This is a genomic window from Dysgonomonas sp. PH5-45, from assembly GCF_029893235.1.
Taxonomy (GTDB): Bacteria; Bacteroidota; Bacteroidia; order Bacteroidales; family Dysgonomonadaceae; genus UBA1309.
Map to the genome: position 1 here is coordinate 21573 of NZ_JARXWE010000012.1, position 18721 is coordinate 40293.

Consider the following 18721-nt stretch of genomic DNA (forward strand, 5'->3'; position numbering starts at 1 on the left):
CTGTTCTATTTTAAAACGTTTTCTCTTAAATATTTAATTTCCGCACGAGGCGACGATTTTTCATAAAGAATACGATAAACGGTGTCGGCGATGGGCATATCCACTTTATAGGTTTCGTTCATTTCGCGGATACATTTTGTGGCATAATAGCCTTCGGCTATCATTTCCATTTCCATCTGGGCGGCTTTTACCGAGTAACCTTTACCTATCATAGAGCCAAATGTCCGGTTACGGCTAAAGGTTGAATAGGCGGTAACAAGCAAATCGCCCAAATATGCCGAGTCGAAGATACATCTATTTGGCATAGGAGAGGCCGCGGCTACAAACCGTTCCATTTCTACAATAGCATTCGATATGAGAACGGCTTGGAAGTTATCGCCATACTTCAAACCATGACAGATTCCGGCAGCTATGGCAAACACATTTTTCAGAACGGCAGCCAGTTCAATACCATTTACGTCGGTCGATATGGTTGCTTTCAGAAAACTGTTGTTCATTATCCGTGCAAAAGCCTCTGCTCTGTCGGGGTCTTTGCATCCGATGGTCAGATACGATTGCTTTTCCCAAGCTATTTCTTCGGCATGGCAAGGGCCGGCAATGATTGATATATTGTCGGGCGACACCCCATAAGTATCCGAAAAATAATCTGTTATAATCTGGTTACTTTCGGGCACAATACCTTTGATGGCCGATACGATGAACTTATCGCAGATAGGTTCTTCGAGCTTTGCCAAGTGCGCTTTCAGGAAAGGTGACGGAACGGCAAACACCAAGGTGTCGGAGTTGCGTACCAGCTCGTTGATGTCGGACGTAAAAAATATCTTAGACGTGTCGAAAGTTACGGTAGACAGATACGAAGGATTGCGCTTTTTGCGCATGAAGTCTTCTATTTGCTCCGAACGGCGCATATACCAGTTGATTTCCGCCCCACTCAGTAAAAAGATTTTAGCAAGGGCTGTTGCCCATGTTCCACCGCCTAATACAGCTATTTTTCCGGGAAAATCCATATTAAATACATCTAATTTAACAATATAGCCGTTTTATTTGGCGTTTTCGACCCACGTTTTTACTTCCTCGTCCTTCGGATTATCGAGTCCTAATTTATATTTTTTGTTCAGTTCGCACAGTTCTTGGCGCAATTTATTAGGATTGGCATCCTTCAAATCATCGACGGTCAGGTATCCTGCTTTTTGTATGGCGGCAACCCATGTTTGGGGTATGCCTATTTCCGTATATTTGGCTTCGGGGTCTTTTTTAGCAGTTTTTTCGGGACGCATTTGGGGGAACAACAGTACCTCCTGTATGGTTGTTTGCCCTGTGAGCAGCATAACGAACCTGTCCATACCGATACCCATGCCCGATGTTGGAGGCATACCGTACTCCAAAGCACGTAAAAAATCCTGATCTATGAACATGGCCTCGTCGTCTCCTTTTTCCGAGAGTTTGAGTTGTTCTTCAAAGCGTTCGCGTTGGTCTATCGGGTCGTTCAGTTCAGAATAGGCATTTGCCAACTCCTTACCGTTAACCATTAATTCGAAACGCTCCGTAAGTTCCGGATTGGAACGGTGGCGTTTGCACAAGGGCGACATTTCGATAGGGTAGTCGGTTATGAAGGTAGGCTGTATGTAGCGGCCTTCGCATTTTTCGCCAAAAATTTCGTCTATCAGCTTGCCTTTACCCATCGTTTCGTCCTGCTCAACACCAAGTTGCTTGCATACTTCGCGAAGCTGGTCTTCGTTCATTCCATTGATGTCTATACCTGTATGTTCCTTGATGGCATCAATCATCGTCACTCTTCTGAAAGGAGCTTTGAAGTTGATAGTGTTTTCGCCAACCTGTACTTGGGTTGTGCCCAGCACATCGAGGCAAACGTGTTCTATCATCTGCTCGGTAAACTCCATCATCCAATTGTAGTCTTTGTAGGCTACATATATTTCCATTACCGTAAATTCGGGGTTGTGCGTGCGGTCCATCCCTTCGTTGCGGAAGTTGCGCGAAAACTCGTACACCCCTTCAAATCCACCCACAATAAGGCGTTTCAGGTACAACTCGTTGGCAATGCGCAGATACAACGGAATGTCGAGCGCATTGTGGTGGGTGATGAACGGACGGGCCGAAGCTCCGCCGGGAATACTTTGCAAGACAGGGGTATCCATTTCGAGGTAACCTCTCTCGTTGAAGAAGTTACGCATCGAGTTGAAAGCTTTTGTACGCTTCACGAATATGTCTTTTATGTCTTCGTTCACCACGAGGTCTACATAACGCTGGCGGTAACGCATTTCGGGGTCGGTAAATCCATCGTAAGTAACACCGTCTTTTACCTTAACGATAGGCAGCGGACGCAACGATTTCGACAATACGGTGAGGCTTTCGGCATGAACCGATATTTCGCCCATCTGTGTGCGGAAAACATATCCGCTGATACCCACAAAATCGCCAATATCGAGTAGTTTCTTAAAAACGATGTTGTACACGTCTTTGTTATCGCCGGGGCAAAGGTCGTCGCGCGATATATATACCTGTACGCGTCCTTCGGAGTCTTGCAACTCCATGAAAGAGGCTTTACCCATAATGCGGCGGCTCATGATACGTCCGGCTATGGTAACCTGACGTTTTTCGAGAGCGTCGTCGCTGAAGTTTTCTTTTATCTCGGTAGAATAGGCATTGGTTGGATATAAGGCCGCGGGATAAGGGTCTATCCCCATCTGGCGCATTTCGTCGAGGCTTTGCCTGCGGATTATTTCTTGTTCACTTAGATCGAGTATGCTCATTGCTTTTATTTTGTTTTATTGTTTTCTATTTCAAGTTCCAAATCTTTGGCTTGTTTCAAGGCATCTTCGGCGGTTTGGTTGCCTGTATACTTCTTCAGGTCGGGGATGCGCAAAACCGTGCCTACATTCAATACATTAGGATTTTTAATTTTGTCTTTGTTTTCCTGAAAAATATAAACCCAGAATATTTTGTTGCCATAGTGTTTGGTGGCTAAGGTACGTAAACTGCCGCCTTTATTCAATGTATCGAGTACAGCCTGATTGCTGTTGATGGGAGTTTTGTCTGGTTCGGCAATATTTCCCTGCACAGAATCGGAGGCCGATTGGATATTAGCCGCTAAAGAGTCAAGAAACAGAGAATCGGGGATAGCATAAAACCCTTCTGTGGGAATTATGGCCGGAGTGTGTTGCGTACGGTTAAACAGCCTGTAAAAGGCATAAGCAACACCGCTAATCAGCACTAATGATAATAGGATGATAGGCAGGTGATGTTTTACCTTATACCAAAAACCGGGCTTTATATCATATTCGCCCAAAGATAAATTATATTCGTCAGACGGATTGTTGTTACCGGATGTATCGTGTAATTGTTCTTTTTGCTCTTTGCTGAGCGATAAATTTTTATCGGATTCCGATTTCGGCTTTGCCGGGGAGGAAACGGGAAGGGTTATAACCGTTTTCGTAGAATCGCTTTCAAAAATAATATCCTGAAGTGGCGAACGCTCTTTGCCAGCTTCGGCATCCTGTATATCGTTGTTGGTTGCAGGAGCTTGGGGCGCTTCGAGTGTATCTTCAATGACTTCGCTTTGGGCATCAGTTATGGTTGTTTCCTCTTGTGGTGCTTCGTCATGCTCGATTGCTTCGCCGGACGGTTGTTCTTCGTCTTCTAAGACAGGTTCTTCGTTACGAATATCATTCGTAATGGTTTCTTCCGATATCATGTCTTCGTTATCCGAGAAATCATTATCGTCGGAATACTCGTCCACAACTATTTCTTCGGCCTGCTGTTCAATATTTATCGCATTGTTAGGCAAAACATCATTGCCATCGTATAAAAGGGTGGTTTCGAAAGCCGAAAAAGGTTTGTTTACAAGTTCCTTCAATGCCTTATCGGGCGAAAACGTGAGGCGTATATGAGCCGGTATCCGTATTTTTTCTCCGGTGTTTACATTTACGCTTTCGCGACTGTTGATAAGGGTTGGTTTAAACGTTCCAAAGTCTTTTATAGAAACCGATTCATTATCAAGAATGTTTTCGCTGATAAGGGCAAATAGTTCCTTTAAAAAAGATTCAGCATCTTTTTTAGAAATTTTGGCTTGTTTTGCTAATAAAGCGGTAATATCTTGTAATGTTAGTTTCTCATTCATTGGCAGTTGTGTTTTTAAGTTTGTCTTTTATTATCTGGCTAGGACGGAATGCCGGAGCAATTTTGGGAGGAACCAGAAAGCGTTGCTTAGAAACAGGGTTAACGGAGATTCTCTCTTGTAGCTTTTTTGTTTCAAAAACACCAAACCCCTGTATACTTACCGTGTCGCTTTCTGATAAACTATTGCTCAGCACATCGACAGCGTTTTTCAGCACATCGGCCGTTTGGTTTTGTGTCCAATCGAGTCGTTTGGCCAACGTTTCTATAAGTTCTTTGTTTGTCATACCAGTATTTTTCCGGAAAAAAAGGCTTATGGCTCTATAACCTCTCCGTATAATTCGAAAGGTTGAGCTTCGGTTATTTTAACCTTGTAAAAATTTCCTACTTTTAGTTTACAGTCTTTTTTTATCAGAACCTCAGGGTCTACTTCGGGTGAATCGAACTCTGTTCGCCCGATATAAAAATCGGGTTCTTCTTTGTCTATGATTACCCTGAAGACCTTACCCAACTTCTTGTCATTGACTTCGGCCGATATGTTTTCCTGCACCCTCATCAATCTGTCCATGCGATCTTGTTTGGTTTGGGGCGACACATCGTCTTTGTAATGATTGTAAGCATAAGTTCCGTCTTCGTTAGAGTAAGGAAATGCCCCCATTCTTTCGAAGCGTATATCTTCTACAAAGTTAAGCAATTCTTCGTAATCTTCATCGGTTTCGCCGGGATGTCCCACCATTAGGGTTGTACGCAGGTGAATACCCGGAACTTCCCGACGTATGGTGTGGAGCAAATCGAATGTTTCCTTGCGGGATATATTGCGGCGCATCAAAGACAGCATATTGTCCGATATGTGCTGAAGGGCAATGTCGAGATACTTGCATACATTGTCGCGTTCGCGCATCACACGCAGCAAATCGAACGGAAAACGGGCAGGATAGGCATAATGCAGCCTTATCCATTCAACCCCCTTGACGTCCGAAATGCGCTCGATAAGCTCGGACAGCATCATCTTTTTGTAATTGTCCAAGCCATAATACGAAAGGTCTTGGGCTATTATCTGAAACTCTTTTACGCCTTGCTTTACAAGGGCTTCTACCTCTTCCACTATTTCCTCCATAGGGCGGGATGTGTGTTTACCCGTTATAATGGGGATGGAGCAGTATGAGCAGGCTCGGTTGCATCCCTCCGATATTTTCAGGTAGGCATAGTGCGGTGGGGTGGTAATGGCTCTGCCTGAGGCGGCGTCTTGTTGGTACGATTTACCGAGGTCTTGAATCAGGTTTTTCCAGTTGAATTTTCCGTAGAACTTATCAACCTCGGGTATCTCGGTTTCGAGCTCTTGCATATAACGTTCCGAAAGGCAGCCCATAACAAACAGTTTGCTTATGCGGCGGGCTTTCTTTGCCTCAACAAAATTCAGTATGGTATTTATAGATTCCTCTTTGGCGTCGCCTATGAATCCGCATGTGTTGATGACAACAATTTCGCCGGTTACTTTTTCGGCATCATGCTTCACGGTGTACCCGCCGGCCAGAAGTTGTTTCATTAACAGCTCCGAATCGACAAGGTTTTTTGAGCAACCAAGAGTTATTACATCTATCTGATTTTTATTCATTTACTGGTATATATGCTATTCTTGTGCCGGAAAAGCAGTGATTTGCCCGGCGCAAGACGCGATAATAAGCTTATAAAGATAGTAATTTTTTTATTTTCCGAATAGCGAGTCAACAAACTCTTTGCGTCTGAAAACCTGCAAATCGTTGATACCTTCGCCCAGACCGATGTATTTCACGGGGATTTTGAACTGGTCGGATATGCCAACCACTACACCGCCTTTGGCCGTGCCATCGAGTTTGGTGATAGCCAAAGCCGTAACTTCGGTGGCGGCGGTAAACTGTTTGGCTTGTTCAAATGCGTTTTGCCCTGTCGAGCCATCAAGCACCAAGAGAACCTCATGCGGGGCTCCCGGAACGATCTTGTTCATCACGTTCTTTATTTTGGTAAGCTCGTTCATCAGGTTTATTTTGTTGTGCAAGCGTCCTGCTGTATCAATGATAGCAACATCGGCGTTGTTGGCCTTGGCCGAGCTGATGGTGTCGAAGGCAACGGATGCGGGGTCGGCTCCCATGTTTTGTTTAACAACGGGCACGCCTACACGCTCACCCCAGATAACCAATTGCTCTACGGCTGCTGCGCGGAAAGTGTCGGCAGCACCCAGATATACCGATTTGCCAGCTGTCTTGAATTGGTTTGCCAGCTTTCCTATTGTAGTTGTTTTGCCAACACCGTTCACGCCTACAACCATTATGACGTAGGGCTTTTGGTCTTCCGGAACAGAAAAATCGTCCCGGTCGAGGCTATTGTTTTCGGTAAGAAGTTTTGTGATTTCGTCGCGCAACAAGTCGTTCAACTCGCCGGTATTTATATACTTGTCTTGCGCCGCCCTTTTTTCTATGCGGTCTATTATTTTCAGAGTTGTGTCCACGCCAACGTCCGACGAGAGAAGAACTTCTTCCAGATCGTCAAGGAAATCGTCGTCAACCTTCGATTTTCCTGCAACAATCCGCGAAAGTTTAGAAAACATGCTTTCTTTGGTTTTCTCCAGACCCTTGTTGAGGTCTTCCTTATCTTCTTTTTTCGATTTGGAGAAAAAGTCGAATAGTCCCATATTCTGTTTATTTTAAGATTCCCTGTGTTCGAGCGTTAGTTAATTGCCATGACTAAACTTCTGCAAAATTATACAATGTAAAACAAAAGACCTCCCTACAAATTCATGGAAGGAGGTCTTTTAGGTATTATTAACTTTTATTATTTAGCAAAATAATCTTTCACTGATTCGTTAGGTATCATTTCTTCTTTAAATGTATAAGCACCTGTTTTGGGCGACTTTTCCATTTTTATAACTTTTGTATAATTACGACCGTCTTTCGAAGCTGGGTCACGATATCCTGCAACTGTTTTCTTTGCCATGGGTTATATCTCCTCTTTTTTTACTTAATTTCTTTATGAACGGTTACTTTCCTAAGAACAGGGTTGTATTTTTTCAACTCAAGCCTTTCGGTAGTGTTTTTTCTGTTTTTGGTAGTGATATATCTTGATGTTCCTGGCATACCACTTTCTTTGTGCTCTGTGCACTCCAGTATAACTTGTACTCTGTTTCCTTTTGCTTTCTTAGCCATCGCCTATATTCTCCTCTTCTTAAAGTTATGCGTTTAAAAAACCTTTTTCGTCAGCTCTTTTGATAGCTGCATCCAACCCGATTTTGTTTATTGTGCGAAGACCCGCTGCCGAGATATTAAGGCTAACCCAACAATCTTCTTCTACCCAATAAAATTTCTTTGTAAACAGGTTGACGTTAAATTTTCTTTTAGTCTTCTTATTTGAGTGAGAAACATTATTGCCAACCAATGCTTTCTTTCCTGTTATTTGACAAATCTTAGACATTGCTATATAGTATTTTATTATTTCTTTTATCGTGTATAGATACCCAAAACGGATTGCAAAAGTAGTTATTTTTTTCTATCGAGCAAATGTTTGGTGCGTTAAATGATTTTTTTTTCTGTATGTTGGTTTAATTTTCCCTAAAATGAAAGGCTAAAAATAAAACCGGTGCAAAGATAACTATTTTTTTGACGGATAAAACATGTACCTTTGCATTCGTAAAAATAATAATGGCAGCGTGTGTTATGCCAATTGTGAATGATATGAAAAATGGCAGTGAAGGAGCAACTGTCTGTACCCTTGCAGTGATGCAAGGTTTTTTTAGTTAGATTGGCTCTCCACTTTTTTTGATTAATAAGTTTTATGTCGAATTCGGCGAATATTGAAGAATTATCTCAGAAAAAAATAAGTAAACTTCTTTGGCAATATGCCTTGCCTGCCATCGTGGGTACGATAGTCAACACCTTATATAATATAATAGACGGTGTTTTTATCGGTCACTGGGTAGGAAAAGAAGCGCTGAGCGCGCTGGGTGTTATTCTGCCTATTATGAACCTTACGGCGGCCGTTGGTATGTTGGTGGGCGCGGGTTCTGCCAGCAGAATGTCAATTTATTTGGGGCTGAAAAACCGCGAAAAAGCAGAACAGATTGCAGGTACTTCGTTTGTGCTGACTTTGGCATTGAGCGGAAGTATGATTGCCGCGATATTGATTTTTCTGAAGCCTATATTGATGTTTGCCGGGGCAAGTGAGGTTACTTATCCTTATGCGCGCGATTTTTTGGTAATTTTTTTACCGGGAAACCTGTTCCTGTCGATGTGCTTTAACTTCAACAACATGATGCGTGCTTCGGGTTACCCTTTCAAGGCGATGTACACGATGCTGATAAGCGTTATCGCCAATATTGTTCTGGCTCCTATTTTTATCTTAGGGTTTGGATGGGGAATGAAGGGCGCTGCCGCGGCAACATTCCTTTCGATGGTGATAAGTTTTTGCTTTGTGATGCACCATTTTCTGAACAAAGGGAGTTATATCCGGTTGCGAAAAATACATATGCGTTTCCGTGCCGATATTGTTAAGGGGATAGTATCCATAGGTTTGGCTCCGTTTTCGATGCAGGTTGCGGCTTCGGTAGTGGTGGTTTTCTATAACTCGCAGTTACGGGCGTATGCTGGACTGGCGGGAGCTACGGGCGATGACGCGATTGCTGCTTTTTCGAACGCAAACCGTTTGATGATGTTGGTAACCATGATTGTAATGGGGCTTACGCAAGGCATGCAGCCGATAGTAGGATATAATTACGGTGCTAAAAATTATGCGAGGGTTAAGGAAACCTTAATCTACACGATAAAAGTGGCGACTTGTATCACATCACTGGGATTTGTTTTGGGCTTTTTCTTCCCCGAAGTTTTTGTGAAGGCTTTCAGCGCCGATGCCGAAATTACGAGCTTGTCGGCAGTGGCATTACGCTGCTTAACGCTGGCTTATGTTATTGTAGGTTTCCAGATTGTGACTTCAAACTTTTTCCAATGCATCGGTATGGCCAGTAAATCTATATTCTTAAGCGTTTCGCGCCAGTTTTTATTCCTTCTTCCGGCAATGTTTATCCTGCCCACTTTTTTTGGGCTCAATGGCGTGTGGCTTTCGGCTGCGGTGTCGGATACGCTATCGGCCATTACAGCAGGATGTATGCTTATATGGCAAATAAAGAAGTTTAATAAAGCATTGGTATAAAAGCGGATATTTAAATACAACAAAAGGCATCCTGACTTATCTGCGGGATGCCTTTCGTTTTATATATTTTTATGGAGGTGATTACCTTCCTCTTTCCAGCAATTGATTGTATAACTGATCGTTGTTAATGATTTCGAGACCTTTCTGGAAGATATCGTTTGTGTCGTTCATTATCTTATAGAAGGCAGCCGTGTCATACACATCGCGGGCTATGAGAGCTTTCATGTATGTTTCCATTGATGGCTTGGCTTCATCGAAATCTTTTTTCGTAAATTTCTTATCAGAAGATGTGGTTTCCGTCTCTTTCAGATCGGTAGGCGAATCTGCTGTATTAGCATCTTTTACAAGATCAATTTTGGTGCTGTCAGTACCAAATATACCTTCGTCTTTGGCCGATTTAAGCAGTGAAGCATAAACAGCTTCCGATACCTTGTAGTTAGCCTTGAAGTCGTCGATTGTAGGGTATTTCTTTAATATGGCTTTTCGGTTTTCGTCAACTTCGGCTAAGGCTACCTTGTAAACCAATCCCTTGGCATTGATTCGTAGGTATATATCAGAATACTTGGTAGTATCGAGAGGCACAAAATAGTCGGGCATGATGCCACCACCACCGTATACGGTGCGTTGGTTTGTCAGTGTTTTATATTTGAGCGAGTCGGGAAAGTGGATGCTGTCGGCACTTAGCATTTCTCCATTATTATAGCGGGCAATGATGTCTTTGTTGTAAGCATCTTTTTCTCCGTTTTCGTAAGGTTTTTGTATGCACCGGCCTGTTGGCGTATAATAGCGTGCCACAGTGAGGCGTATCATTGAGCCATCGGGTAGTGGAATAGGTCTTTGCACCAATCCTTTACCAAAGGTACGGCGACCCACAATAACCCCTCTGTCCCAGTCTTGAACGGCACCCGATACAATCTCGCTTGCCGAAGCCGAAGCCTCGTTTACGAGTACAACAAGCTTCCCGTTTTCGAGCGAACCCCGTGCGTTCGATTCTTCTTTATACCGGGGTTGGTTGGCTCCTTCGGTGTAAACGATGAGTTTATTAGGACCCAAAAACTCATTTGCGATACCTGTTGCGGCAGAAAGATAGCCTCCACCATTATATTCAAGGTCAAGAATGAGATCCTTCATGCCCTGTTTTTTTAAAGTGCCGAGGGCTTCGCTAAATTCACTTAAGGTAGTTGCCGCAAAGCGTGATATGCGGATATAACCGATTGTAGGATTAATCATGTACGATGCCTCTATACTGTAAATGGGAATTTTATCGCGGGTTATTTTGAAGTTTATAAGTTCGGACACTCCCCGGCGCAAAATCTGTACGTTGACCGTAGTTCCTTTCTTTCCGCGTAGGCGGCGCATCACATCCTTTTGCGGCATTTTCACTCCGGCTATGGTTGTGTCGTTAACGGCAATAATACGGTCGCCGGGCATGATGCCTACTTTTTGCGAAGGCCCTCCGGCTATGGTTTCGATTATGTAGAGCGTGTCGGTGGTCATATTGAAGGTAATACCTATTCCGTCGAAATTACCATCAAGAGGCTCATTCATTTCTTTTACTTCTTCGGGATTCGCATAGGTAGAGTGGGGGTCTAATTTCCCAAGTAGCGATTTTATTGCGTCTTCTGCCAGTTTGTTTTCATCAACCTCGTCTACGTATAGTTTTTCGATGGCAAACATCGTATTCCTCACCTTTTGATATGCCGGACTTGATGCCTGAGAAAAACAGACTCCGGCCACTAAAAAGCAACAAACGAAAGTTGTAAGTAGTTTTTTCATTCTTTATAGCATTTTTTTATTGTGTATATAGTAAAGATATATAGCCAAGCTCTGACGAAGCCTTGGCTATACATGTATATTGTTTCCTTATTTTATTTTCAACCCTTTTGGGATGAAGCTTGCGACGTCCCGCCCATACCTCAGCAGTTCTCTTACTATGGTAGAACTTATGTGTGTCAGTTCGGGTTCGGTGTACAAAACAAATGTTTCTATTCCCGCCAATTTCCGGTTCATGTCGGCAATCGTTTTTTCGTATTCAAAATCATTGACCGAACGTATGCCACGTAAAATGAATTCCGCGTCAATTTGTTTAGCAAAATCTACGGTCAGGCAATCGTACGACGATACACAAACCCTTGGGTTATCGCGATATAAACCGTCAATCATCCGGATGCGTTCTTCTACCGAAAAGTAACTTTTTTTTGCATCGTTGATACCTATCGCGATCACTATTTCGTCAAAAAGCTTCAATCCTCTTTCAACCAAAGAGTAATGTCCTATTGTAAAGGGATCGAATGTTCCCGGGAAAACGGCTTTTTTCATTCTATGCTTTTAGTTAGCCATGTCGGAGATAAACTTGATGCGCACCAAGCGTATCTCGTCTTCGGTATATTCACCCAATTCTTTGATGGCTTCTTCCAAATCGTCCGACTCGGCTTCTTGGAAATAGTCGAAGATATCGGCTATATGGTCTTCGTCCACAACTTCGTCGAGGAAGTAATCTATATTTATTTTTGTTCCCGAAAAAACGATGGCTTCCACTTCGTCGAGTAGTTCGCGGAATTCTATCCCTTTCGATTCGGCCAAATCGTCGAGAGCCACTTTTCGGTCTATTGCCTGAACGATGGCGACTTTTAGTTTCGACTTATTGGCTACGGTTTTTACGCGGAGGTCTTCGGGGCGTTCAATTTCGTTTTCCTCCACATGTCTTTTTATTATGTCGAGAAACTCCGAGCCGTATCTCTTTGCCTTACCGGCACCTACTCCCGGAATATTCTGCAACTCCTCCATTGTGATAGGATAGATGGTTGCCATGGCCTCGAGCGAAGGATCTTGGAAGATAACGTAGGGGGGAACGTTCAGTTTTTTCGACATTTTTTTCCGCAAGTCTTTCATTATTGAAAACAAAACGGGGTCTACCGCCGAACTTCCTCCACTGCTTTTTATGATGATTTCGTCGCTGTCGTCAACGTCTTCTTCGCTCTCGTGAGCTATTTTGAAGGACGAAGGATTTTTCAAAAAGTCTTTCCCCTTTTTTGTAACTTTCAGCAAACCATAGTTTTCGATATCCTTATCGAAATATCCGGCCACAATGGCTTGGCGAATCACGGCATTCCATGTGTCTTCGTCCGTATCGTCGCCAGAGCCGAATGCTTCCAGTTCCTGGTGTCCGTACGTTTCTATCTCGGAGGTTTCTTTGCCTCTGAGAACATTGATTACGTATTCCGGTTTAAATTTTTCTTTCAGAGCAACTACCGCTTCGATGGCGGTTAATAATAAATCTTGAGCTTCCACTTGTTTTTTAGGGTTTAAACAGTTGTCACAATTACCACAATTCGATTGGTTATATTCTTCGCCAAAGTAATGCAAAAGAACTTTTCTTCGGCATAAGGCTGTTTCGGCATAGGCGGCTGTTTCGAGCAGGAGTTGCTTTCCTATTTCCTGTTCGGCAACGGGTTTGCCTTGCATAAATTTTTCTAATTTCTGCAAATCTTTGTACGAATAAAAAGCTATGCAGCGCCCTTCGCCTCCGTCTCTGCCGGCACGGCCTGTTTCCTGATAATACCCTTCCAGACTTTTAGGGATATCGTAGTGGATCACAAAGCGTACATCGGGTTTGTCTATACCCATACCAAAGGCAATGGTGGCCACGATGATGTCTGTTTTTTCCATCAGGAAGGCATCCTGATTTTCGGAACGTGTGGCCGCATCGAGCCCGGCATGGTAGGCAAGGGCATTAATATTATTGGCACGAAGTATTTCAGCAAACTCTTCTACTTTCTTTCTGCTAAGACAGTATATGATTCCTGACTTGCCTTCCTGCGAGCGTATGAACTTAATAATTTCTTTATCGCGGCTATTCGTTTTGGTACGTACCTCATAATAAAGGTTTTCGCGGTTGAAAGACGATTTAAAAACCTTGGCGTTTGTCATCCCCAGGTTTTTCTGTATATCGTGCTGCACTTTTGGCGTTGCTGTTGCCGTCAGTGCTATAACCGGACGTTTCCCAATTTCGTCTATTATGGGTCGTATCCTTCTGTATTCGGGACGGAAATCGTGCCCCCATTCCGAGATACAGTGAGCCTCGTCTATCGCATAGAACGAAACTTTTACGTGACGCAAAAAATCTATGTTTTCTTCCTTCGTTAGCGACTCGGGAGCTACGTAAAGGAGTTTTGTTTTTCCTCTTACAATATCTGCTTTAACGCAGTCGATAGCTGCTTTGTTGAGCGACGAGTTCAGGAAATGGGCAATACCGTCTTCTTCGCTGAAGTTGCGCATGGCATCGACTTGATTTTTCATCAAGGCAATCAGTGGCGAGATGACGACTGCCGTACCCTCCATTATAAGTGCGGGCAACTGATAGCACAACGATTTGCCGCCACCTGTGGGCATCAAAACGAATGTGTCTTCTTCGTCCAGCACGTTCTGAATGATATCTTGTTGGTTTCCTTTGAACTTGTCGAACCCAAAATTCTCTTTCAGCCTTTCATGTAAAATTTTGTCGCTAATTGGCATATTGCATCAAGGTCAACAGATTAGTTTTTTCACGAACAGCAGTTAACTTCATTATAGTATATAAATGAAGCTTACACTTCCATATAAAGTTTTTTAAGCTCAATACTATTACGAAGATAAAGCGCACAAATGAAAACTCCAACCAAAATAGAAACTTTTTCTGATAATAAAAATCGATTAAGCTTCTTTTAGTTGGTCGAGCTGCGACTCGTTGAGGCGTTCTTTGGCATAATCTTTAGAGATATGCAGTTTTTTCTTTTTCGTGGACGGAGTGTCGTACATGGCATCCATCATAATGGTTTCGACAATCGACCTCAAGCCCCTTGCTCCTAATTTATACTCAACCGCAATGTCTACAATATAATCGAACACATCTTCGTCGAAGGTGAGGATAACCCCGTCCATAGCGAACAGCTTGATGTATTGTTTGATAATAGAGTTTTTTGGCTCAGTGAGGATACGGCGCAGCGTACCCTTGTCAAGAGCATTGAGGGAGGTAAGGATGGGCAACCGGCCAATGATTTCGGGTATCAGCCCAAAGGATTTCAAATCCTGATGTGTTATGTATTGCAACAGATTGTCGCGGTCGATCCGTTTTTTCTTGTTTGCCGAGGCATAGCCAACCACTTGGGTATTGAGGCGTTGTGCAATTTTGCGTTCTATGCCATCGAAGGCTCCGCCACAAACAAAGAGGATGTTTTTGGTGTCGACGGCTATCATTTTCTGGTCGGGATGCTTGCGTCCTCCCTGAGGGGGAACAAGAACAACCGAACCTTCCAGCAGTTTGAGCAATCCTTGCTGAACTCCTTCGCCGCTAACGTCGCGGGTGATGGAAGGGTTGTCGCCCTTGCGGGCAATCTTATCTATCTCGTCTATGAACACGATACCTCTTTCGGCGGCTTCCACATCGTAATCGGCAGCTTGTAAGAGGCGTGTAAGTATGCTTTCTATGTCTTCGCCTACGTATCCGGCTTCGGTTAGTACCGTGGCGTCTACTATGGCAAAGGGAACATGCAGCAGTTTGGCTATGGTGCGTGCCAAGAGGGTTTTCCCCGTTCCGGTAGGACCAACCATGATGATGTTCGATTTCTCGATTTCTATCCCGTCATCACCACTGTCTTGCAGAAGGCGTTTGTAATGGTTATATACGGCAACCGAAAGATATCGCTTGGCATTGTTTTGCCCGATGATGTACGAATCAAGAAATTCTTTAATTTCCTTAGGGTTCGGTAAACTTGCTTTGTCTAAACTTCCAAATCCTGATTTTTTGGAGGTCAGAGCTTCTTGGACAATCGTGTAGGCTTGTTCAACACACGAATCACAAATATGACCCGACAGGCCGGCTATAAGTAGGTTTGCGTCACCCTCGCTACGTCCACAAAAACTGCAAAAATCGTTCGATTGTTTTTTTGCCATATTTTAAAATCCAAAGAATTTATCCGTTTAACGAGTAATGTTTCCGGATAAATTCTTCATATAAGGTTATTGATTTTATTTTTTCATTAAGATTTCGTCAATCATGCCATATTCTTTAGCTTCGGCAGATGTCATCCAATAGTCGCGGTCGGCATCTTTCTCTACTTTTTCTATAGACTGGCCCGAATGTTCGGAAATGATGGTGTAAAGTTCTTTTTTTACTTTAGCAATTTCGCGATATGTGATTTCTATATCCGATGCTTGGCCTTGCGCGCCACCCAAAGGTTGATGTATCATCACGCGCGAGTGTTTCAGCCCGAAGCGTTTGCCTTTTTGTCCGGCAACGAGCAATATAGCTGCCATTGAGGCTGCCATTCCCGTACAGATTGTTGAAACATCGCTGCCAATGAACTGCATGGTGTCGTAAATGCCATAGCCCGCATATACCGATCCGCCCGGCGAATTGATATAAATAGATATATCTTTTCCGCTATCGGCCGAGTCGAGATACAAAAGCTGAGCTTGAATAACATTGGCCGTATAGTCGTCTATCTGCGTGCCCAAAAAAATGATGCGATCCATCATCAGGCGCGAAAAAACATCCATCTGAGCCACATTCAACTGACGCTCTTCTATGATAGTTGGCGATATATAGCTGCTTGTTATATCAATATATTTGTCGAGAGCAAGACCATTCATGCCCAGATGTTTGGTTGCGTATTTTTTAAAATCGTTGTTCATAATCGTATCAGTTTTATTATTGTTTCCGGATTCTGTATAACAAATACTGTGCCTGTATTTGCGTTTGATGGGCAAATCATAAGAAAACACAGAAAAGGCTTCTACCTTAAATTTGTCTTATCGGAGGTCTGCACCAAAACAAAGGTATAAATAAAAACCTAAAAGGTGCAAGCCGAAAGTTTGTTATTCACAAACTTTATTTTTAAGGTAAAAGCCTTTTCCTGAACGTATATCGCGAAAAACGCTTTATTTTTCTGTTTCGTCAGTGGCAGCAGGTTCGAAGAATTTTTTGAATTCGTTGAGCGATATGCTTACTTCTTTCAAGCCAAGAGTCTTTTTAAGGAACTCTATGATTTTGTTTTCCATAGCCTTGTCCAAAAGATTTCTGCGCTGATCGTTGTTTTTCACCATTTCGGCAGCATAATTTTCAATGACATCGGCCGGAACATTCATCATTCCGTATTGTGCAAATTGTGCTTGAGTGGCCATGATAGCAACTTCTTTAAGGTCGGCTTCCTCTATTTTCAGGTCGTTGGCTTTTGCAATCTCTTCTTTGATGAGGTGGAATTTAAGATCTTCCATAATTTTAGGATAGTCTTCTTCTATAGCCTCCGGAGTTTTGTCTTTGCCTGTGGTGAGTAACCATCTTTTCAAGAAAGCATCGGGATATTGCAGGTCGCCCACTTTCTTTTCAAGAAGAGCTTTGGCATCGAGCAAAAATTTATAATCGCTATCGGGTGCTAACTGATTTGAGATATTTTCTTTTACTTTTTCTCTGAAGTCGGCTTCTGTTTTAACAACGTCTTTACCGAATATGCGGTCAAAGAACTCTTGGTTCATCTCAGCCTCTTTGTATCGGGTAACGTCTTTTACCTCGAACGAAAATTCGGGCGAAATTGTTGTTAAATCTTCTTTTTTGAGGTGAAGAAAAGATGCTATCTCGGCTTCATTTCCGTCGTATGCTTTAGCTGGGTTCATGGTTATGACATCCCCTACTTTAGCTCCTACAAATTTAGCTTTTTCGGTTTCGTCTTTCATGTAAGAAGGCATCAATACACCATCTTCAACAACTATTCCGCCTTCAAGAGGTTTGCCCTCGGCATCAAGTTCGGTTACAATACCTTTCAATAGGTCTGTATCTTTAGCTCCTTCTTCTACGGCTTTGTATGTTCCGTAGTTTGCTTTGTAAGACGCTACTTGTTTGTCTACAAGTTCTTCATCAACAGCTATTTTATAGTATTCTACTTTGTCCCTCTTGGTTAGGCTTAGTTTTATTTCGGGAGCCAGACCAAGGTCGAAGAAGAATTCGTAATCGCCTTCCGTGCCAAAGTCTACGGCTTGTTGTTTTTCGATGTTTGGAAGCGGTTCGCCCAAAACATTCAATTTGTTTTCGTTTATATAATTATAGATACCTTCACCTACAAGTTTGTTAACTTCTTCGGCAAGGATCGACTTTCCGTACATTTTTTTCACCATGCCCATAGGTACTGCACCCGGACGGAATCCCGGAATATTTGCTTTTTTACGGAAATTTTTAAGCGCTCCGGTTACTTTTTCTTGATAATCTGCTTGGTTGATTTCAACTTTAAGAATAGCATTTACGCTATCAACATTTGTAAGAGATACGTTCATCTTTACTTTATTATATTATTTGTTGTTTAATTTTTTTATGATTTACCCCGTGTTTATCAGTTGTTTTTGAGTTATCTATCCGCATATTAGATACATAGCCCTTGAAAAGCGGGTTTGAAATTCAGCATGCAAAATTACTTTTATTATCTCAATATACAAACTTTCTGAATCTTATATTTCAAATAAAGATTTAAGAAGGAGTATTTTTTAACTTTCAAAAAGTAAGAAATATTAACCGATAAGGTACGTTTTAATGCTTTAGTATTTTGTAACATAGTTAAAAAACAGTTTTTTGTTGATTTCTTATCGCATTTAAAAATAAATACTAACTTTGTATAGCAATGTGTCAAAGTGTTTTGACTGGGTGCTGAGAAAGACTGTGATGACTTGATAGAACAGAATGATGAAAGAAAATTCCGAAAAAAATATAGCAGACATAGCGGGCGATTTGCATGAAATGTGGAATGTGCTGACCGACCAGGAGCGCGAAGTTATTAAGCAGAATTCAAAAATTGTAGATTTTAAGAAAAATGAAGTAATCTACAACGAAGAAGAAACGCCGGAGTTTCTGATGAGCTTATTGAAAGGTAAGGTAAAGATATATAAGAATGGAGTAGGGGGGCGAAGCCAGATTATACGGATGATACGCCCTGTGCAGAATTTTGGTTATCGTGCCTACTTTGCCAATCAGCCTTATGTAACTGCCGCTACGGCTTTCGAGCCCAGCACGGTTTGGTTTATCCCAATGAAAATCATAGAAAACATAGCAGCCAGCAATGCCCGTTTTGCAATGTATTTTATAAAAGAACTGTCTACCGACTTAGGTATTGCCGACGAGCGTGTGGTGAACCTCACCCAGAAGCATATACGCGGACGCTTGGCCGAATCGCTTATCTTCCTGATCGAGAATTATGGATTGGAAGAAGATGGCGCTACAATAAACATCTATCTGTCGAGGGAGGATTTGGCTAATTTGTCGAACATGACTACATCGAATGCCATCAGGACTTTATCTACTTTTGTTGAGGAAAAAATCATTTCGCTCGATGGACGTAAAATCAAGGTGCGCGACAAAGAAAAACTTCAGAAGATAAGTAGAATAGGATAA

General features: G+C 42.6%; 17 protein-coding genes. 2 read left to right on the top strand and 15 right to left on the bottom strand.

What is annotated here, in order from left to right:
• Positions 1 to 5: 5 nt before the first annotated feature.
• The 9 genes from M2132_RS06020 to rpmB all read right to left on the bottom strand — a co-directional run bounded on the left by M2132_RS06020 (position 6) and on the right by rpmB (position 7578).
• Positions 6 to 1007: an NAD(P)H-dependent glycerol-3-phosphate dehydrogenase gene (locus M2132_RS06020; protein ID WP_280672317.1), complete on the bottom strand. Its 1002-nt coding sequence runs from the start codon at positions 1005 to 1007 to the stop codon at positions 6 to 8.
• Positions 1008 to 1040: 33 nt separating this feature from the next.
• The gene (gene lysS / locus M2132_RS06025) at positions 1041 to 2771 is read right to left on the bottom strand and encodes a lysine--tRNA ligase (protein ID WP_280672319.1); all 1731 of its coding nucleotides are present in this window, start codon (positions 2769 to 2771) and stop codon (positions 1041 to 1043) included.
• A 5-nt stretch (positions 2772 to 2776) separates the two neighbouring features.
• Complete coding sequence (locus tag M2132_RS06030) at positions 2777 to 4138, bottom strand: HU family DNA-binding protein (protein ID WP_280672321.1); 1362 nt, start codon at positions 4136 to 4138, stop codon at positions 2777 to 2779.
• Positions 4131 to 4421 carry an HU family DNA-binding protein gene (locus tag M2132_RS06035; RefSeq protein WP_280672323.1) on the bottom strand — a complete coding sequence of 97 codons (291 nt, stop codon included), beginning with the start codon at positions 4419 to 4421 and terminating at the stop codon, positions 4131 to 4133. The genes M2132_RS06030 and M2132_RS06035 overlap by 8 nt, the downstream gene beginning before the upstream one ends.
• Positions 4422 to 4447: 26 nt before the next feature.
• Entirely contained in the window at positions 4448 to 5749 is a 1302-nt protein-coding gene (gene rimO / locus M2132_RS06040; protein ID WP_280672325.1) for a 30S ribosomal protein S12 methylthiotransferase RimO, read from the bottom strand.
• Positions 5750 to 5839: 90 nt separating this feature from the next.
• Entirely contained in the window at positions 5840 to 6802 is a 963-nt protein-coding gene (gene ftsY, locus M2132_RS06045; RefSeq protein ID WP_280672327.1) for a signal recognition particle-docking protein FtsY, read from the bottom strand.
• Between the two features lie 140 nt (positions 6803 to 6942).
• The gene (locus M2132_RS06050; protein WP_280672329.1) at positions 6943 to 7104 is read right to left on the bottom strand and encodes a DUF4295 domain-containing protein; all 162 of its coding nucleotides are present in this window, start codon (positions 7102 to 7104) and stop codon (positions 6943 to 6945) included.
• Between the two features lie 20 nt (positions 7105 to 7124).
• Positions 7125 to 7313, bottom strand: a complete 189-nt coding sequence (gene rpmG / locus M2132_RS06055) for a 50S ribosomal protein L33 (RefSeq protein WP_280672331.1) — start codon at positions 7311 to 7313, stop codon at positions 7125 to 7127.
• A gap of 25 nt (positions 7314 to 7338) precedes the next feature.
• Positions 7339 to 7578 (bottom strand): 50S ribosomal protein L28, encoded by a 240-nt coding sequence (gene rpmB / locus M2132_RS06060; protein WP_280672333.1) that lies wholly within the window; start codon positions 7576 to 7578, stop codon positions 7339 to 7341.
• A gap of 360 nt (positions 7579 to 7938) precedes the next feature.
• Between rpmB and M2132_RS06065 the strand changes: the two genes are divergently transcribed.
• Positions 7939 to 9309 (top strand): MATE family efflux transporter, encoded by a 1371-nt coding sequence (locus M2132_RS06065; RefSeq protein ID WP_280672335.1) that lies wholly within the window; start codon positions 7939 to 7941, stop codon positions 9307 to 9309.
• A gap of 81 nt (positions 9310 to 9390) precedes the next feature.
• On the opposite strand, the gene M2132_RS06070 is transcribed toward M2132_RS06065, so the two are convergent.
• The 6 genes from M2132_RS06070 to tig all read right to left on the bottom strand — a co-directional run bounded on the left by M2132_RS06070 (position 9391) and on the right by tig (position 17613).
• Entirely contained in the window at positions 9391 to 11085 is a 1695-nt protein-coding gene (locus M2132_RS06070; protein WP_280672337.1) for a S41 family peptidase, read from the bottom strand.
• Positions 11086 to 11172: 87 nt separating this feature from the next.
• The gene (gene coaD, locus M2132_RS06075; protein WP_280672339.1) at positions 11173 to 11628 is read right to left on the bottom strand and encodes a pantetheine-phosphate adenylyltransferase; all 456 of its coding nucleotides are present in this window, start codon (positions 11626 to 11628) and stop codon (positions 11173 to 11175) included.
• A 9-nt stretch (positions 11629 to 11637) separates the two neighbouring features.
• Positions 11638 to 13818, bottom strand: a complete 2181-nt coding sequence (gene recQ / locus M2132_RS06080; RefSeq protein WP_280672391.1) for a DNA helicase RecQ — start codon at positions 13816 to 13818, stop codon at positions 11638 to 11640.
• 183 nt (positions 13819 to 14001) lie between these two features.
• A complete protein-coding gene (clpX, locus tag M2132_RS06085) occupies positions 14002 to 15240 on the bottom strand; it encodes an ATP-dependent Clp protease ATP-binding subunit ClpX (RefSeq protein WP_280672341.1) in 1239 nt (412 codons plus the stop codon).
• 75 nt (positions 15241 to 15315) lie between these two features.
• Entirely contained in the window at positions 15316 to 15981 is a 666-nt protein-coding gene (gene clpP / locus M2132_RS06090; RefSeq protein ID WP_280672343.1) for an ATP-dependent Clp endopeptidase proteolytic subunit ClpP, read from the bottom strand.
• A 246-nt stretch (positions 15982 to 16227) separates the two neighbouring features.
• Positions 16228 to 17613, bottom strand: coding sequence for a trigger factor (gene tig, locus M2132_RS06095; protein ID WP_280672345.1), 1386 nt, complete (start codon positions 17611 to 17613; stop codon positions 16228 to 16230).
• A 400-nt stretch (positions 17614 to 18013) separates the two neighbouring features.
• On the opposite strand from tig, the gene M2132_RS06100 reads away from it, so the two are divergent.
• Complete coding sequence (locus tag M2132_RS06100; protein ID WP_280672347.1) at positions 18014 to 18721, top strand: Crp/Fnr family transcriptional regulator; 708 nt, start codon at positions 18014 to 18016, stop codon at positions 18719 to 18721.

Bases quoted from the DNA above. Each gene is read 5' to 3' on its own strand.
- M2132_RS06020 (WP_280672317.1), bottom strand. From the start codon at position 1,007: ATGGATTTTCCCGGAAAAATAGCTGTATTAGGCGGTGGAACATGGGCA.
- rpmG (WP_280672331.1), bottom strand. From the start codon at position 7,313: ATGGCTAAGAAAGCAAAAGGAAACAGAGTACAAGTTATACTGGAGTGC.
- tig (WP_280672345.1), bottom strand. From the start codon at position 17,613: ATGAACGTATCTCTTACAAATGTTGATAGCGTAAATGCTATTCTTAAA.
- M2132_RS06050 (WP_280672329.1), bottom strand. From the start codon at position 7,104: ATGGCAAAGAAAACAGTTGCAGGATATCGTGACCCAGCTTCGAAAGAC.
- coaD (WP_280672339.1), bottom strand. From the start codon at position 11,628: ATGAAAAAAGCCGTTTTCCCGGGAACATTCGATCCCTTTACAATAGGA.
- M2132_RS06065 (WP_280672335.1), top strand. From the start codon at position 7,939: ATGTCGAATTCGGCGAATATTGAAGAATTATCTCAGAAAAAAATAAGT.
- rpmB (WP_280672333.1), bottom strand. From the start codon at position 7,578: ATGTCTAAGATTTGTCAAATAACAGGAAAGAAAGCATTGGTTGGCAAT.
- clpX (WP_280672341.1), bottom strand. From the start codon at position 15,240: ATGGCAAAAAAACAATCGAACGATTTTTGCAGTTTTTGTGGACGTAGC.
- M2132_RS06030 (WP_280672321.1), bottom strand. From the start codon at position 4,138: ATGAATGAGAAACTAACATTACAAGATATTACCGCTTTATTAGCAAAA.
- M2132_RS06035 (WP_280672323.1), bottom strand. From the start codon at position 4,421: ATGACAAACAAAGAACTTATAGAAACGTTGGCCAAACGACTCGATTGG.
- lysS (WP_280672319.1), bottom strand. From the start codon at position 2,771: ATGAGCATACTCGATCTAAGTGAACAAGAAATAATCCGCAGGCAAAGC.
- M2132_RS06100 (WP_280672347.1), top strand. From the start codon at position 18,014: ATGATGAAAGAAAATTCCGAAAAAAATATAGCAGACATAGCGGGCGAT.
- clpP (WP_280672343.1), bottom strand. From the start codon at position 15,981: ATGAACAACGATTTTAAAAAATACGCAACCAAACATCTGGGCATGAAT.
- M2132_RS06070 (WP_280672337.1), bottom strand. From the start codon at position 11,085: ATGAAAAAACTACTTACAACTTTCGTTTGTTGCTTTTTAGTGGCCGGA.
- ftsY (WP_280672327.1), bottom strand. From the start codon at position 6,802: ATGGGACTATTCGACTTTTTCTCCAAATCGAAAAAAGAAGATAAGGAA.
- rimO (WP_280672325.1), bottom strand. From the start codon at position 5,749: ATGAATAAAAATCAGATAGATGTAATAACTCTTGGTTGCTCAAAAAAC.